At 72.8% G+C, this 15,548-nt stretch carries 12 protein-coding genes; 8 read left to right on the forward strand and 4 right to left on the reverse strand.

Annotated features, from left to right (window positions below; translation table 11 throughout):
- Nucleotides 1–3 precede the first annotated feature (3 nt).
- A complete protein-coding gene (locus CCO02nite_RS13645; protein WP_146843733.1) occupies nt 4–1,650 on the forward strand; it encodes an MFS transporter in 1,647 nt (548 codons plus the stop codon).
- 18 nt (nt 1,651–1,668) lie between these two features.
- On the opposite strand, the gene CCO02nite_RS13650 is transcribed toward CCO02nite_RS13645, so the two are convergent.
- The 4 genes from CCO02nite_RS13650 to CCO02nite_RS13665 all read right to left on the reverse strand — a co-directional run bounded on the left by CCO02nite_RS13650 (nt 1,669) and on the right by CCO02nite_RS13665 (nt 6,525).
- Nucleotides 1,669–2,094 (reverse strand): hypothetical protein, encoded by a 426-nt coding sequence (locus tag CCO02nite_RS13650; protein WP_246117555.1) that lies wholly within the window; start codon nt 2,092–2,094, stop codon nt 1,669–1,671.
- A gap of 19 nt (nt 2,095–2,113) precedes the next feature.
- Nucleotides 2,114–3,433 (reverse strand): glycosyltransferase, encoded by a 1,320-nt coding sequence (locus CCO02nite_RS13655; protein WP_146843734.1) that lies wholly within the window; start codon nt 3,431–3,433, stop codon nt 2,114–2,116.
- Complete coding sequence (locus CCO02nite_RS13660) at nt 3,430–5,670, reverse strand: glycoside hydrolase domain-containing protein (RefSeq protein ID WP_146843735.1); 2,241 nt, start codon at nt 5,668–5,670, stop codon at nt 3,430–3,432. The genes CCO02nite_RS13655 and CCO02nite_RS13660 overlap by 4 nt, the downstream gene beginning before the upstream one ends.
- Before the next feature lie 291 nt (nt 5,671–5,961).
- Nucleotides 5,962–6,525 carry a hypothetical protein gene (locus tag CCO02nite_RS13665; RefSeq protein WP_146843736.1) on the reverse strand — a complete coding sequence of 188 codons (564 nt, stop codon included), beginning with the start codon at nt 6,523–6,525 and terminating at the stop codon, nt 5,962–5,964.
- 199 nt (nt 6,526–6,724) lie between these two features.
- Here CCO02nite_RS13665 and CCO02nite_RS13670 point away from each other — a divergent pair, with 199 nt between their 5' ends.
- From CCO02nite_RS13670 to pknB, 7 genes are read left to right on the forward strand one after another with little or no spacing between them, the layout of a single operon-like run.
- Nucleotides 6,725–7,432: an FHA domain-containing protein gene (locus CCO02nite_RS13670; RefSeq protein WP_146843737.1), complete on the forward strand. Its 708-nt coding sequence runs from the start codon at nt 6,725–6,727 to the stop codon at nt 7,430–7,432.
- A 10-nt stretch (nt 7,433–7,442) separates the two neighbouring features.
- A complete protein-coding gene (locus CCO02nite_RS13675) occupies nt 7,443–7,955 on the forward strand; it encodes an FHA domain-containing protein FhaB/FipA (RefSeq protein ID WP_146843738.1) in 513 nt (170 codons plus the stop codon).
- A gap of 3 nt (nt 7,956–7,958) precedes the next feature.
- A complete protein-coding gene (locus CCO02nite_RS13680) occupies nt 7,959–9,308 on the forward strand; it encodes a PP2C family protein-serine/threonine phosphatase (protein ID WP_146843739.1) in 1,350 nt (449 codons plus the stop codon).
- Nucleotides 9,308–10,810, forward strand: a complete 1,503-nt coding sequence (locus tag CCO02nite_RS13685) for an FtsW/RodA/SpoVE family cell cycle protein (RefSeq protein ID WP_146843740.1) — start codon at nt 9,308–9,310, stop codon at nt 10,808–10,810. Before CCO02nite_RS13680 ends, CCO02nite_RS13685 begins: the two co-directional genes overlap by 1 nt.
- Nucleotides 10,807–12,252, forward strand: coding sequence for a peptidoglycan D,D-transpeptidase FtsI family protein (locus tag CCO02nite_RS13690; RefSeq protein WP_146843741.1), 1,446 nt, complete (start codon nt 10,807–10,809; stop codon nt 12,250–12,252). The genes CCO02nite_RS13685 and CCO02nite_RS13690 overlap by 4 nt, the downstream gene beginning before the upstream one ends.
- Nucleotides 12,249–13,538, forward strand: a complete 1,290-nt coding sequence (locus tag CCO02nite_RS13695) for a serine/threonine-protein kinase (protein ID WP_146843742.1) — start codon at nt 12,249–12,251, stop codon at nt 13,536–13,538. The genes CCO02nite_RS13690 and CCO02nite_RS13695 overlap by 4 nt, the downstream gene beginning before the upstream one ends.
- Nucleotides 13,538–15,544 carry a Stk1 family PASTA domain-containing Ser/Thr kinase gene (gene pknB / locus CCO02nite_RS13700; RefSeq protein ID WP_146843743.1) on the forward strand — a complete coding sequence of 669 codons (2,007 nt, stop codon included), beginning with the start codon at nt 13,538–13,540 and terminating at the stop codon, nt 15,542–15,544. The genes CCO02nite_RS13695 and pknB overlap by 1 nt, the downstream gene beginning before the upstream one ends.
- Nucleotides 15,545–15,548: the final 4 nt, after the last annotated feature.

Genomic DNA, 15,548 nt, shown 5'->3' on the forward strand with positions numbered 1-15,548 from the left:
GGCATGTCGGAGCAGGTCACGCAGCCGCCGGAGACGGCCGCCCCGCGGAAGGCCGGCTGGGGCGTCATCGGCATCCTGGCGGCGGCGCAGTTCATCATGGTGCTCGACACGACCGTGATGAACGTGTCGATCTCGCAGGTGGTCGAGGACCTGGACACCACGGTCGTCGGGCTGCAGACGGCGATCACGATGTACACGCTCGTGATGGCCGCGTTCATGCTGATCGGCGGCAAGATCGGCGACCGCTGGGGCGCCAAGCGCACGTTCTGGATCGGCATGCTGATCTACGGCACCGGGTCGCTCATCACGTCGATGTCGCCGAACCTCGGGGTGCTGCTGTTCGGATGGTCGCTGATCGAGGGCCTGGGCGCGGTGTTCGTGATCCCCGCGATCGCGGCACTGACGGCCGCGACGTACGAGGGCAGGCAGCGCGCGCTGTGCTACGGCATCCTCGGCGGCGTCGCCGGCGCGTCGATGGCAGCGGGGCCGCTCATCGGCGGCTGGGTCACCGCGAACTACACGTGGCGTCTGGTGTTCGCGGCCGAGACGGTGATCGTCGTCGTGCTGATGCTCTTCCTCAAGCTCATCCCGCGGACCGCGGGCCGTCCGAGCAAGCTCGACGGTCTGGGCGCGGTGCTCTCCGCCGCCGGCCTCGGCGCGGTGGTGCTGGGCGTGCTGCAGTCGAGCCAGTGGGGCTGGGTGCTCCCGAAGCCGAACGCGCCGTTCGTGTTGCTGGGCCTGTCCCCGACGATCTGGCTGCTGGTGCTCGGCGCGTACGTGCTGACGCTGTTCGCCCGGCGCGAGACGGCGGTCGCCGACAGGGGCGACGAGCCGCTGCTCGACCTCAAGCTGCTGGGCATCCCGCGGATGCGGGCGGGCCTCGTCGTGCAGGCCTGCCAGGCGTTCATCATCCAGGCGTCGTTCTTCGTCCTGCCGCTCTACCTGCAAACGGTCCTCGGCTTCGACGCGCTGGAGACCGGCAAGCGGATCCTGCCGCTGTCGGTCGCGCTGTTCGTGTGTGCGCTCGGCGGTGCGGTGCTGGCCGGGCGGATGTCGCCGCAGCGCATCATCCAGGCGGGCCTGGGGCTGCTGCTCGTGGGCGAGGTCGTCATCCTCGGCTTCATCGCGCCGGACCTACGCTCGTTCGGCTTCGCCGCGGGCATGGCGCTGCTGGGTGCGGGGCTCGGCCTCATGGCCTCGCAGGTCGGCAACATCATCATGTCCTCGGTGAGTCCGACCCGCGGCGGCGAGGCCGGCGGCCTGCAGGGCACGTCGCTCAACCTCGGTGCGTCGATGGGCGTCGCGCTCGTCGGATCGATCGTCATCGCACTGCTCGCCTCGGGCTTCACCGACGCGGTGATGCGCAGCGACACGCTTCCCGACGACGTGAAGGCGCAGGTCGCGGCGACCGCGGAGAGCAGCGCGAACTTCGTCTCGACGACGCAGGTCGAGCAGGCCGCGACCGACGCCGGGCTACCCGACGAGCAGGTCAGAGAGCTCGTCGCGACCTACTCCGACGCGCAGCTCGACGCGCTGCGCGCAGGCTTCGCGTTCCTCGCGCTGTTCGCGCTGCTCGCGCTCGCGTGGGTCAGGCGGCTGCCGCGCCGCGCCACGGACGTGGTCCAGCAGCCGACGACGAGCGGCGCGTAGTCGCGGCGCCCGCGCGTCTCAGTGCCGCAGCCGGTTGATCGGCATGCCGAAGATCGACGGCTCCTGCACGGGCAGCTCGTCGAGCCGGTCGGGCACCGGCGGCAGCTCGAGCGGGACCACCCCGATCCACACGCGCCAGAGCATGCCGACGCGGAACAGGGTCCCGGGCACCTGGACGACGGCGTCGGGGTGGGCGTCGAGCAGCGCGGTGAGGGCGGCCTCGCGGTCGTGGGGCGCGAAGCCGACGAACGCCTCGTGCCAGACGAGCGCGACCCGCCCGTTCTTGCCCCGGACCAGCTCGACCTCGTCGTGCACCCGGTCGAGATGCGTCGCGCTGAGCCCGAGCGCGCCGACGATCGCGCGCTGCAGCGCCGGCGCCTCGGCGGCGTGGAACCCGTCGAGCACCTCGGCGTGCACGCGCGGCTTTCGTCGGAACAGGCTCACGGCACCCAGCGTGCCACTGTCAGGGCCCGATCAGCACAGCGCGGGGCGGGCGGGGTGCGGGGTGCAGTGCCGCTACGCGCTCCAGGATGCGGTCGAGGACCACGGCGCGGTCGAACTGCATGGCGTGCTCACGGGCGCGATGCGACCAGGCGGCCCGCTCGTCGAGCCCCATCGCGAGCACCCGGTCGATCGCGGCCGCGATCGCGCGGGGGTCGGAGACCGGCACGACGATCGCGGTGTCGCCCACCGCCTCGCCGATGCCGCCCGTCTCGGTGGTGACCACCGGCCCGCCGCCCGCGAGCATGTTCTCCACGAGGGCGATGCCGAAGGTCTCGACGAACTCGGGGCGGGGCTTGCTGGGCAGCACGAAGGCCGCGCAGCCGGCCATGAGGTGCACCTTCTCGTCGTCGCCCACGTCGTGCAGGAACGTGATCGCCTCGGCGTGGCCGCTGGCCGCGGCGCGCGCGTGCAGGTCGTCGGCCTGCGGTCCGTTGCCGGCCACGACCAGCCGCATGCCCGCGGCGGGCGCACCCGAGGCCACGAAGCCGTCGATCAGGTCGTCGACGCCCTTGGCGTGCGCGAGCCGCGACAGGTAGAGGACGTAGCCGCCGCGGTCCAGGCCGCGGGCGCCGAGCGCGGCGGCGGTCTCGTCGTCGTCACGGGTGAGGTAGGCGGCCACGTCCACGGCCGGGTAGGAGATCGCGACGCGCTGCGCGCACTGCTCGGCGAACGCGGTGCCGTGCCGCGCGTCGAGCGCAGCGGCCTCCGCGACGACCAGGTCGCGCGTGTACCGAGACACGGCGAGGCACACGTCGTGCGCGAGGTACTGCGTGAGCACCTGCGCGGCGGCGCCGAACCGGTCCTCCTCGACGCACGCCCGCACGACGTTCGTGATGTCCGAGCCCACGGCCTCCGCGACCGTCACCACGTCCACGGGCAGACCTGTGCGCCGGGCGGTGCGCACCGCGTCGTCGACGGCCGCGGCGTGCGGGGACAGGTACAGCGACATCGCGACGGTCGGCACGCCGTCCGTGAACAGCTCGACGAGGCGGCCCGTGAGCCCGGCGAGGTAGCGGCCGTCCGGCACCTTGTAGTCGCCGACGGGGCCGGGCCGCTCCACGACGATCCCGTCGCTGTAGGGCAGGACGCCGTCGAGCGGCTTGAGCGGCAGGCCGGCGGCCTGGAGGCGGTCCACCGGCCAGGTCACGATGCGGACCTCGTCGAACCCACGGTGCAGCGCGGCCTCGGCGAGGTTGCGGGCCTCGCCGGAGTGCCCGCAGATGACCGGATCGGCGCGCACGACGACGACGAGACGACGGGTGGGTCGGGTGGAGGTCACGGCGAGGTCCTCTCGGTCGGACGGCGGTCGCTCGGTGGACGCGGGGCGCTGGGCGGACGGTTCGTCGTGCCCCACCCGGAGGGTTCGGGACCGAGCCCGACGAGCAGGCGGCCGCCACCGTGCACCTCGGTACCCGTCAGGTACGGGCGGTCCAGCGGGGCGCCGTCGAGGTGCACGGACTGCACGTACTGAGCCGGTCCGCCGGGTTCGGGTTCGACGAAACCCGTGGTCTCGACCGTCAGCGGCCGACCGCCGACGTCGATGCGGGACTCACGCCACGCGGGCGCGTTGAGCAGGAACAGGTTCTGGCCGGCGACCGGGAACAGCCCGAGGCTCGCCCACACGTACCAGGACGACAGCCCGCCCGAGTCGTCGTTGCCGGGCAGCCCGCCGCGGCCGGTGCCGAACTGCTGGTGGACCACGTCGTGCACCACCTGCGCGGTGCGGTCCGGCCGGCTGGCGTACATGTACGACCAGGGGGCCTCCATGTCCGGCTCGTTGTTCAGGCCTTCGAAGCGGTTCAGGGCGTAGCCCGCCGCCATCTCGTCGGGACCGGGCGTGAGGCCCGGCTGCCGCACGGGGTCCGATCCGAACCCGAAGAACCGGTCGAGCATCCCGACGAACGCGTCGTCGCCACCCGCGAGCGCGATCCGCGCCGCCATGTCGTGCAGCAGCCGGAACGAGTAGTTCCACTTGCCGCCCTCGTACCAGGTGGAGTCGACGAGCAGGCCGTCCGTCGGGTCGAACGCCCGGGTCCAGCCCCCGGCGCGCGCGCCGAGCTGCTCGACGAGCGTGCGGTCCCCGACGCGCGCCGCGACCACGGCGGTGCACCAGTAGCCGAACGCGAGGTCGAGCGTGTGGCTGACCGGGTGCGTGATGCCCTTCTGCAGGTACTCCTCGCCGTAGGTGCGCCGCAGGTCGTCGTTCATGTGCACGAGCGCCCAGTCCCAGTCGACGCCCGGCAGCCCGAGCGCGCACAGGTCCGCGAGGAACGTGTGCGCGAGCGCCGACCCCTGCCGCGAGAACCGGTCCGCACCGCGCGCCATCCGGTAGCCGATGGGCAGGTTGCCCTCCTCCTCGGCGATCTGCAGGAGCGCGTTGGCGAGCTCGACCGCCCGCTGCGGCACGAGGGCCGTCATGAGCGGAAGGTGCGTGCGGTAGATGTCCCACATCGTCGCGATGTCGAACGCGAACGGTCCCGGCGAGGGCCAGAACGGCGACTCGTCGGGCGCGAGGCACGGCTTGACGAGCGAGTGGTACAGCGCGGTCGCGAACACCTGGTGCTTGTCCGACGAGGGCGTGTCGATCGCGATCGTGCCGAGGTGCTCGCGCCACACCGCCGTCGTCGCCGCCCGACGCCGGTCGAACGTCGGGATGCCCGGCGCGATCGGACCGCACTCGCGGTGCAGCGTCTCGCGCGCCTGGTCCACGCCGCGCAGCGAGAACCCGAACCGCAGCTCGACGACCTGCCCCGGCTCGGTCGGTCCGGCCCACATGAGCCCGAAGGGCCGCAGCGTCGTCGGACGGATGCGATCGAAGTCCAGGCGCGTCCCGCCGGGCATGAGCCGCCGGTCGTACCAGAGCATCTGCCGCCAGCCGGGCGCGTCGCACTCCACGCGCACGGCCAGCGGCGCTCCCTCGACGACGACCTCACCCTCGGCGCACCCGGCGCCGATCGAGCCCAGGTGCGCGCGCAGCGGCACCGTGCGGCCGAACGGGATGTCGAGCCCGCCCAGCGAGAAGTCGATGACGACGCGGGCGTCGTGGTGCGCCGGGAACGTGTAGCGGTGCACCGCCGACTTCGGGCCGACCGTGATCTCGGCCCGCACGCCCGAGCTCAGCGTCGCGGCGTAGTAACCCGGCTCGGCGTGCTCCTCGACGATGTCCCAGACCCGGCCCAGGTCGTCGAGCGGCCGCAGCATCGGGGTCACGCGGAAGTAGTTGTAGTACTTGCGGATCGCACCCGTGCCGGACTGCTGGAAGTGCGTGAACCCGCTGGCCACGAGCCCGTCGTGCAGCACGGGCGGCAGGCCCTCGGTCGACAGGTCGTAGCGGCCGTAGCCCGTCGGGTAGGCGCCCGAGTACGCGCACGCCGAGACCATGCCGAACGGGTACGCCGCGCCGGGGTGCGTGTTGCCGACCTGCGGTTTGGGCCACCACCAGCTCGCGGCCAGGCCGGTGGGCGCGGGCAGGGCGGTCGCGTCCGTGCCGATGAACGGGTCGACGTGCTCGAACATCCCGGTGCCCCTCCCTCGCCCGTCAGGGACGGGAACCGACCGTCGGGTACGACAGCGCTGTCCTCGCCCTGTCCCGTGACGGTACGAGCGAGTTGTGTCCGGCGTGTTGCGCCGAGGTCACGGTCCACCGGGCGCGGCGGGCGGGCGCCCCGCATCCACGGACGGCCCGCGCGTCCACGGACATCTCGAACGTCCACGGACCCCGCACCGCAGCGGTCCAGCGACGCCGGAGCCGTCCGTCGATGCTGGAGCTGTCCGGGTGGGCGGCAGGTCGGGGGGCGGGCGGGCGGGTCAGGCGACGTGGGGGGTGCGGGCGCGGGTGACGCCCGCGATCGCGGCGGCCAGGCCGAGGCGGGGGGCCAGGCCGTCGACCTGCACCACCGCGGCCGGGCCGTGGTCCTGGTAGAGCGCGACGAGCAGGCCGAGCGTGCGGCGGTCGTCGAGCTGCTCGGTGATCTCGAGCAGCGTCCGCGGGCCGTCGTACACCAGGTAGGTCACCGCGCCCGTGAACTCCTCGGCCGGCGTCACCCGGAACCGCACCGGCCCGACCTCGACCGGCGCCGGCAGCAGCCGTCCGCTCACGTGGGACAGCCCGAGCAGCGTGGACAACGAACGACGCTCGTCGGCCCGCAGGCCGACGCACGCATCCACCAGGTCGACGTCGGCAAGCACGACGCACGCGACGTCCGGCTCGCCGCCGGGGTGCCACGAGCCGTCCAGCTCGAGCGTGGCGATCCCGTCGTCGACCGCGAACGCCGTGCGCACCAGCTCGACCCGGTCCTCGAGGCTCAGGCCGCGCAGCGGGTTGCCCCGCGTGGTCGTCGTCGCGCCGCACGAGCAGGAGATCGTCGCCATGCCCCCAGCCTGCGCCCGCCCACCCACACGCAGGCACCCGGCACGCCGACCGAGCACAGAACCCGGCGCGCCGAACCGCCCACCCCGGGGTGCAGCGCACCGCCACGGCTGCGCGCGGATACCATCGAGGCGGATCGTCGGGCCTGCGTCTTCGCGCGGGCGCTCCGGCACTGCTCGGGTCCGGCGGAAGGAGGTGGGCATGGGATTCCTCGACAAGTTCGAGAACGGCGTCGAACGCGCCGTGAACAACGTGTTCGCCAAGACCTTCCGTGGCGACCTCAAGCCCGTCGAGATGGCCAGCCGGCTGCGCCGCGAGGTCGACGAGAAGGCGGCGGTCGTCGGGCGGGACCGCACGGTCGTCCCCAACGAGTTCACGATCGAGCTCGCCACCGCGGACTACGACCAGGTCGAGTCCTGGGGCGCCGAGGCGCTGGCCGACGAGTTCGCCGCGAACGTCACGGACCACGCCGCGAGCCAGCGCTACGCGTTCGTCGGGCCGGTGACCGTGAGCTTCTCGGAGAACGTCGAGCTCGAGGCGGGACGGTTCGAGGTGCACTCCGCGACGGTGCGCGGTGCGGTCGCCCCCGCGACGAGCACGGCGCCCAGCCCACGCCACCCGCTGCTCGACATCGACGGTCAGCGCTACCTGCTGACCGGGCCCGTCACGGTGATCGGACGGGGCTCGGAGGCGGACATCATCGTCGACGACCCCGGCGTCTCGCGCCGGCACCTGGAGATCCGGGTGACCCCGGACGGCGTGGTCGCGACCGACATGGGCTCCACCAACGGCCTGTTCGTCGAGGGGCACTCCGTGCCCGCCGCGACGCTGCTCGACGGCAACACGCTGACGATCGGGCGCACGCGCATCCTGTTCTGGACGGGTGGCGACCAGGGCTCCGACGAGTGACGCGGGCCCGATGAGCGAACTGACGATCACCCTGCTGCGGCTGGGGTACCTGGCTCTGCTGTGGATCCTGGTCCTCTCCGCGATCGGTGTGCTGCGCCGCGACCTGTACGGCACGCGCATCACGCGCCGCGAGCGCCGCGCCGCAGCGTCGGGCCAGCCGATGACGGCCGCCGCCCCCACGGTGGGCACCGCCCCCGCCGAGCCCCGCAGCCCTCGCTCGACCCGCGCCGCCGCCCCTACGCGGCTCGTGGTCACGGACGGCCCGCTCACCGGGACGACCGTGCCGCTCGGCCAGTCCGCCGTGCTCATCGGCCGCGCACCCGGCTGCTCGCTCGTGGTCGACGACGACTACACCAGCTCGCGGCACGCGCGGATCTTCCCGCGCGGCGACCAGTGGTACGTCGAGGACCTCGGGTCCACCAACGGCACGTTCGTCGGCGAGCAACGCCTGACGGCGCCCGTCCTGCTCACCGTGGGCACGGCCGTCCGGGTCGGCCGCAGCATCATCGAGCTGCAGAGGTAGTCCGTGGCCGTCGCACTGCGTTATGCGGCCAGGTCCGACGTCGGGCTGGTCCGCTCCAACAACCAGGACTCCGCGTTCGCGGGTCCGCACCTGCTGATGGTCGCCGACGGCATGGGCGGGCACGCGGGCGGCGACATCGCCTCCTCGATCGCGGTCGCGGCCTTCGCACCGCTCGACGACGAGGCGCACGGGTCCGACGACGCGCTCGCGGAGCTCGAGAGCGCGCTCGACGAGGCCCGCGAGGAGATCAAGGCCCGCACCCTGGTCGAGCCCGAGCTCGCCGGCATGGGCACCACCGTCACGGCGATCCTGCGGGCCGGGAACAAGCTCGCGATGGTGCACCTCGGCGACTCGCGCGGCTACCTCCTGCACGACGGCGAGCTGACGCAGGTCACGATCGACCACACCTTCGTGCAGCACCTGGTCGACCTGGGCCGCATCACGCCGGAGGAGGCCGAGCACCACCCGCAGCGCTCGGTCGTCATGCGCGTGCTGGGCGACTTCGACATGGACCTGACACCCGACATGTCGGTGCGTGAGGCGCGCGTCGGCGACCGCTGGCTGCTGTGCTCGGACGGCCTGTCGGGCTTCGTCAGCCACGAGACGATCGCGACGACGCTGCGCGACCTCACCGACCTGGACACGTGCGCCGACCGGCTGGTCCAGCTCGCGCTGCGCGCGGGCGGCGGCGACAACGTCACGGTCGTCCTGGCGGACGTCGTCGACCTCGACGAGCTGGCCGACGGCGACGCGCCGACGACCCAGTCGACCGTCGTGGGCGCCGCCGCGATCACCCGCGACGACCCGACCGTCGCCGCCGACGGCCCCGCCGCGCGCGCGGCCGGTCTCACCCGATCCGCGTCGGCCCGCTCCGGCTCCCGCTCCGGTCCGGAGGACGACGAGGACGACGAGAGCGACGAGTCCGACGACGAACCCCGCGAACCCGACGACGACCCGGATGGCCCCGCCGGGGGCCCCGCCGGGGACACCGATGAGGACGACGACGACCCGACCGGGGCTTCGCGCCGGCGCCGGGTGCGTCCGATGGTCGTCGTCGTCGCGCTCGTCGTGCTCGTCGTCGGGCTCGTGGCGATCGCGTTCGCGTGGACCCGCACGCAGTACTTCGTCGGGGTCGACGACGGCCAGGTCGCGATCTTCCAGGGCGTCCCGGGCTCGCTCGGCCCGATCGAGCTGGCGCACGTCGTCGAGCAGACCGGCATCGCGGTCGAGGACATCTCCTCGACCTACGTCCGCGAGCGCGTCGAGGAGACCATCCACGCCGACGACCTGGACGCGGCACGCCGGCTCGTCGAGCAGATCGAGGTCGACGACGCGGACGGCATCTCGACGTGATGGCGACCGTCGAGGCGTACCGCGTGCGGGCGGGCCGAGGCGTCGAGCTCGGGCTGCTGGTGCTCGCGATCGCTATCGGTGTCGGTGCGTACGCGCTCGTCGGGCTCGGGGTCGAGGGTGTGGTCCCGCCCGATGCCGCCGGGTACGGCGCGGGGCTGGCCGGGCTCGCACTCGCCGTTCACCTGGTGCTGCGCTGGCGCGCGCCGTACGCGGACCCCGTGATCCTGCCGATCACCGTCGCGCTCAACGGGCTCGGCCTCGCGATGATCTACCGGATCGACCTGGCGTACGAGTCGCGCGAGATGGCGCACGGCTTCGCGTCCCGCCAGCTCGTCACGACCGCGATCGCCGTGGCGCTCGCCGCCGCCGTGCTGATCTTCCTGCGCGACCACCGCACGCTGCGGCGCTTCACCTACACCGCGATGGTCGTCGCGCTCGCGCTGGTCATGCTGCCGCTCGTGCCCGGCCTGGGGCAGACGATCAACGGTGCGCGGATCTGGGTGTCGGTCGGCGGCCAGAGCTTCCAGCCCGCGGAGTTCGCCAAGATCGCGCTCGCGATCTTCTTCGCGGGTTACCTGGTCTCCAACCGTGACACGCTCGCGCTCGCCGGGCCGAAGGTCGCGGGCCTGCAGCTGCCACGCGCGCGTGACCTGGGCCCGATCCTCGTCGTGTGGGCCGTCTCGCTGGCCGTGCTCGTGGTGCAGCGCGACCTCGGTACGTCGCTGCTGCTCTTCGGCGTGTTCGTCGCGATGCTCTACCTGGCCACCGAGCGGATCAGCTGGGTCGTGATCGGCCTGGTCATGTTCGTCGGCGGCGCGATGGCCGCGGCGTCCGCGTTCGCGCACGTCGCGGCGCGGTTCGAGGCGTGGCTGCACGCGATGGACCCGGTGGTCTTCGAGCGCTTCCCCGGCGGTTCGGGCCAGCTCGTGCGCGGGCTGTTCGGGATGGCGTCGGGCGGGCTGTTCGGCACCGGGCTGGGCAACGGCCGGCCGGACCTCGTGTACGCGGCCGAGTCGGACTTCATCATGGCCTCGCTCGGCGAGGAGCTCGGCCTGACCGGCATCCTCGCGATCCTCATGCTGTACGCGATCCTGACCGAGCGCGGCATGCGCACGGCGATCGGCGTGCGGGACGGGTTCGGCAAGCTGCTCGCGGGCGGCCTCGCGTTCGTCATCGCGCTCCAGACGTTCGTCGTCGTCGGCGGCATCACCAGGCTCATCCCGCTCACGGGACTGACCACACCGTTCCTCGCGTACGGCGGCTCGAGCCTGCTGGCCAACTGGGTCGCGGTCGCGCTCCTGCTGCGCATCTCCGACGACGCGCGCCGCCCGGCACCAGCCCTCGTGCGCGGCGTCGATCCCGACCTGCTCCCCCCCGAGGCCGACGACGACTACGACAGCCCGCCGCACCGGACGCCCATCTCGGTCGGTGGCGGCGGCGGCGCGCACGAACGCGACTTCGAGGACGAGCAGCCCACCGAGCGGATCGGGAGGCGCCCGTGAACACCCCGCTGCGGCGCCTCGCGACGGTGATGCTGGTGATGTTCGTCGCGCTCATGGGCGCGTCCACGTGGGTGCAGTACGTCAAGGCGCCCGAGCTGAACAGCGACTCGCGCAACGTGCGCACGCTGTACCGCGAGTACGGCAACGCGCGCGGCCCGATCGTCGTCGCGGGCGACGCGGTCGCGCAGTCGGTCAAGGTCGACGACTCCTACGGCTACCAGCGCACCTACTCCGACGGCGACACGTACTCGGCCGTGACCGGCTTCTACTCGATCGTGCACGGCAGCACGCAGCTCGAGCACGCCGCCAACGACGCGCTCACCGGCCGCGGGGACCAGCTCTTCTTCACACGCCTGCGTGACCTCATCACAGGCCGCAAGCCCGAGGGCGCGGCGGTCGAGACGACGATCCTCCCCGCCGCCCAGCGGGCCGCACGCGAAGGCCTCGGCGACCAGCAGGGCGCCGTCGTCGCGATCGAACCGTCGACGGGCCGCATCCTCGCGCTCGTCTCGACGCCGGGCTTCGACCCGAACGCGCTCGCGACGCACGACGTCGCCGCCGCCAGCTCCGCCTACACCCAGCTCGCCGGCGCGGACGGCAACCCGCTGCGCAGCAACGCCACGCTCGAGACGTACCCGCCGGGCTCCACGTTCAAGCTGGTCACCGCTGCGACCGCGCTCGAGAACGGCTACACCGCGGACACCGAGATCCCCGCGCCGACCGTGCTCGACCTGCCGCAGTCCTCCGCGACGATCGGCAACTTCGGCGGCGGCGGCTGCGGCAGCGACCCGATCACGATCGCGGAGGCACTGCGGGTCTCGTGCAACACCGCGTTCGGGCAGCTCGGGATGGACCTGGGCGACGACGCGATCCGCGAGCAGGCCGAGAAGTTCGGCTTCGACTCGGGCCTGACGATCCCGATGGACGTGGTCAAGAGCGTCTTCCCGGCCGACCTGAACGCGCCGCAGACCGCACAGTCCGCGATCGGTCAGTTCGACGTGCGGGCCACGCCGATGCAGATGGCGATGGTGGCCGCCGCGATCGCCAACGACGGCGTGCTCATGAAGCCGTACACCGTCGACCGCGTGCGCGCCGCCGACCTGTCGGTGGTCTCGACCACGGAGCCCTCGGTGCTCTCGCGGGCCGTCTCCGCGAGCACCGCGCAACAGCTCACCGACATGATGCTCGGCGTCGTCAACAGCGGCACCGGCACGGCCGCGCAGATCAGCGGCGTGCAGGTCGCGGGCAAGACGGGCACGGCGCAGACGACCGAGGGCGCCGCGCCGCACGCCTGGTTCACCGCGTTCGCGCCAGCCGACAACCCGCAGGTCGCGGTCGCGGTCATCGTCGAGCACGGCGGCAACGCGGGCAACGAGGCGACCGGTGGCCGGATCGCCGCGCCGATCGCGCGCGCCGTCATCGAGGCGGTGCTGAACTCATGAGGACCGCGGAGGGCGTCGCGCTCGGCGACCGGTACCGGCTGGTCCGGCGGATCGCGGTCGGCGGCATGGGCGAGGTCTGGGACGCCTACGACGAGTCGCTCACGCGTTCGGTCGCGGTCAAGGTGCTCAAGGCGGAGTTCGCCGGGGACGCCGGATTCCTCGAGCGGTTCCGCACCGAGGCGCGCAACTCCGCGGCGCTCTCGCACCCCAACATCGCGCAGCTCTACGACTACGGCGAGCAGGAGGGCTCCGGCTACCTCGTCATGGAGCTCGTCGTCGGCGAACCGCTGTCCGACCTGCTCGAACGCGAGCCCGTGCTGCCGGCCCGCCGGCTGCTGCCGATCCTCGCCCAGACCGCGCGCGGTCTGCACGCGGCGCACGAGGCCGGCGTGGTGCACCGCGACGTCAAGCCGGGCAACATCCTGCTCGGCCGCGGCGGCCGGGTGAAGATCACCGACTTCGGCGTCTCGCTCGCGCGCAACCAGATGACGATGACCGCGACCGGCATGGTCATGGGCACCGCGCAGTACCTCTCGCCCGAGCAGGCGGTGGGCCGGCCCGCCACGCCCGCCTCCGACCTGTACTCGCTCGGGATCATCGCCTACGAGGCGCTCGTCGGACGGCGGCCGTTCACCGGACCGACCGCGGTCGACATCGCGGTCGCGCACGTCAACGACCCCGTGCCGCCGCTGCCCGCGAGCGTCGACCGTGAGCTCGCCGCGGTCGTCGTCCGCCTGCTCGCCAAGGACCCGGCGGCGCGGCCCGCCTCCGGTGCCGAGCTCGCGGCCGAGCTCGACCGGCTCGTGCCGCGCACCCCACCCGCGGGCGTGCCCGTCGTCGTGACACGTCCCGACCGAGCACCCGACCCCGTGCCGCGACTGCCCGCCGCACCCGCACCCGCGCCCGACGGCCCCACCACGGCCGCCGTGGGAGCGCCGCCGTCCTACCCGCCGCGCCGCCCGCCGCGGCCGGGCGGGGAGCCCGCTCACCGCACCGTCTCGTCGCGACCGCCCCTGCAGGGCTCGGGGCCGCGACTCGGGCGGTTCGGACACATGACCTGGCCGCTCCTGGCGCTCGTGCTGCTGCTCGTCGCGCTGCTCGGTGCGGCCCTCGCGGGCAAGGTCATCGGCGCGGAGGGCCCCCTGACCCCGCCGAACCTTGCCCAGGATGTGACCTCGGCCTCCGCACCAAACATGCCGAGTGATGGGAAGATCAGCCAGGATGTGCCCGAACCCGCGGTGCGGTCAGCCGTGAACGGGCCCGATCGAGATGAAGAGGACGCCTAGTGGTGGACGACGGACCCCGCATCCTGGCCGGCCGGTACGAGGTCGGTGAGCTCATCGGCCGCGGCGGCATGGCCGAGGTGCACATCGGCCACGACGCGCGCCTGGGCCGCACGGTGGCGATCAAGATCCTGCGATCGGACCTGGCGCGCGACCCGTCGTTCCAGAACCGGTTCCGGCGCGAGGCCCAGGCGGCCGCCGCGCTGAACCACCCCGCGATCGTCGCGGTCTACGACACCGGCGAGGACGTCTTCACCGAGCCGACCGGCGTCGTCGCGCACGTGCCGTTCATCGTCATGGAGTACGTCGAGGGGCACACGGTCCGCGACATCCTGCACGACGGCGCTGCCGTGCCGATCGAGGAGGCCATCGAGATCACGGTCGGCGTGCTGTCGGCCCTGGAGTACTCGCACCACGCCGGGATCGTGCACCGCGACATCAAGCCCGCGAACGTGATGATCACGCCCACGGGTGCGGTCAAGGTGATGGACTTCGGCATCGCCCGCGCGATGGCGGACTCCGCCGCCTCGATGACGCAGACGCAGGCCGTGATCGGCACCGCGCAGTACCTCTCACCCGAGCAGGCTCGCGGCGAGACGGTCGACGCGCGCTCCGACCTGTACTCCACGGGCTGCCTGCTGTTCGAGATGCTCACGGGCCGTCCGCCGTTCACCGGCGACTCGCCGGTCTCTGTCGCCTACCAGCACGTCCGCGAGCAGCCGCCCGTGCCGAGCACGCTGGCCTCCGACGTGCCGGACGCGCTCGACCGGATCACGCTCAAGGCGCTGACCAAGGAACGCGACTCGCGCTACTCGACGGCCGCGGAGTTCCGCGCCGACCTCGAGACGATGATGCGCGGCGGGGTCGTCGCCGCGCCGGCCATCGGCGCCGCGGTCGTCGCCGCCGGACCGCTGACCGACGCGACCCAGGTGCTCGCCCCGGCGGTCGCCGCGACGCAGACGTTCACCCCTGCGCCGGTCCCCCCGGCGTGGGGTTCCACCGGAGCGGGTGAGCTCACCTCGACCGAACCCGAGGACGACGATCGCAAGCCGTGGCTCATCTGGCTGCTCGTCGCGATCGCGGTGCTCGCGGTCGGCGGCATCGTCTGGCTTCTCGCGAACTCGGGCGACGACGCGGCCGAGAAGGTCGCGGTACCGCCCGTCGTCGGGCTGACCAGGGAGGTCGCCGAAAAGGCGCTCGCGGACGCGGACCTCATCTCGAAGACCAAGCTCGAGCAGTCCGCCGACATCGAGGCCGGCCTGGTCATCTCGTCCGATCCGGTCGAGGGAACCGAGGTCGAGGCCGAGTCGGTCGTCAACCTCGTCGTGTCCAGCGGACCGGACGCGGTCGAGGTCCCGAACGTCGCCGGACGCACCGAGTCGCAGGCGCAGGCCGACCTCATGGCCGTCAAGCTCCTGGTGAACCCGGATCGCGAGGAGGACAACAACCCGAACTTCCCGGCCGGCCAGGTCACCAAGACCGACCCTGCCGCCGGCGAGATCGCCAAGCCGGGTGACCAGGTCACGCTGTGGGTCTCGACCGGCAACGTCGAGCTGCCCGACCTCGTGGGCAAGACGCAGGACGAGGCGGAGCAGATCCTGTCCGACCTCAAGCTGAGCTCGACGGTGCGTGAGGTCGAGACGGCCGACCAGGCCCCCGGCACGGTCGTCAGCCAGGATCGTCAGGCCGGGCTCGTCCCGCAGGGCACGCGGGTCACGCTCGAGATCGCGATCGCGCCGACCACCGCGACGATCCCCACCAACATCGCGGGCATGTCCTACGACGACGCGGTGGCCGCGCTCGCCGCGCTGGGGCTCACGAACGTGACCCGCCAGGACGACGCGTCCGACGAGGCCGTCGGCACCGTGCTCTACACCGACCCCGCCGCGGGTCAGACGGTCCCGTTGACGCAGCGCATCGTCATCCACGTCTCGAAGGGCCCCGACGAGCCGACGCAGGAGCCCACCGAAGACGGCGACGGCGACGGTGACGGCGGGAACGGCGGCTGACCCG

This window comes from Cellulomonas composti (assembly GCF_007990245.1).
Taxonomy (GTDB): domain Bacteria; phylum Actinomycetota; class Actinomycetes; order Actinomycetales; family Cellulomonadaceae; genus Cellulomonas; species Cellulomonas composti.

Excerpts from the sequence above, each read along its gene's own strand:
- CCO02nite_RS13645 (WP_146843733.1), top strand. The coding sequence starts at position 4 with ATGTCGGAGCAGGTCACGCAGCCGCCGGAGACGGCCGCCCCGCGGAAG.
- CCO02nite_RS13660 (WP_146843735.1), bottom strand. The coding sequence starts at position 5,670 with ATGTTCGAGCACGTCGACCCGTTCATCGGCACGGACGCGACCGCCCTG.
- CCO02nite_RS13665 (WP_146843736.1), bottom strand. The coding sequence starts at position 6,525 with ATGGCGACGATCTCCTGCTCGTGCGGCGCGACGACGACCACGCGGGGC.
- CCO02nite_RS13670 (WP_146843737.1), top strand. The coding sequence starts at position 6,725 with ATGGGATTCCTCGACAAGTTCGAGAACGGCGTCGAACGCGCCGTGAAC.
- CCO02nite_RS13675 (WP_146843738.1), top strand. The coding sequence starts at position 7,443 with ATGAGCGAACTGACGATCACCCTGCTGCGGCTGGGGTACCTGGCTCTG.
- CCO02nite_RS13685 (WP_146843740.1), top strand. The coding sequence starts at position 9,308 with ATGGCGACCGTCGAGGCGTACCGCGTGCGGGCGGGCCGAGGCGTCGAG.
- CCO02nite_RS13695 (WP_146843742.1), top strand. The coding sequence starts at position 12,249 with ATGAGGACCGCGGAGGGCGTCGCGCTCGGCGACCGGTACCGGCTGGTC.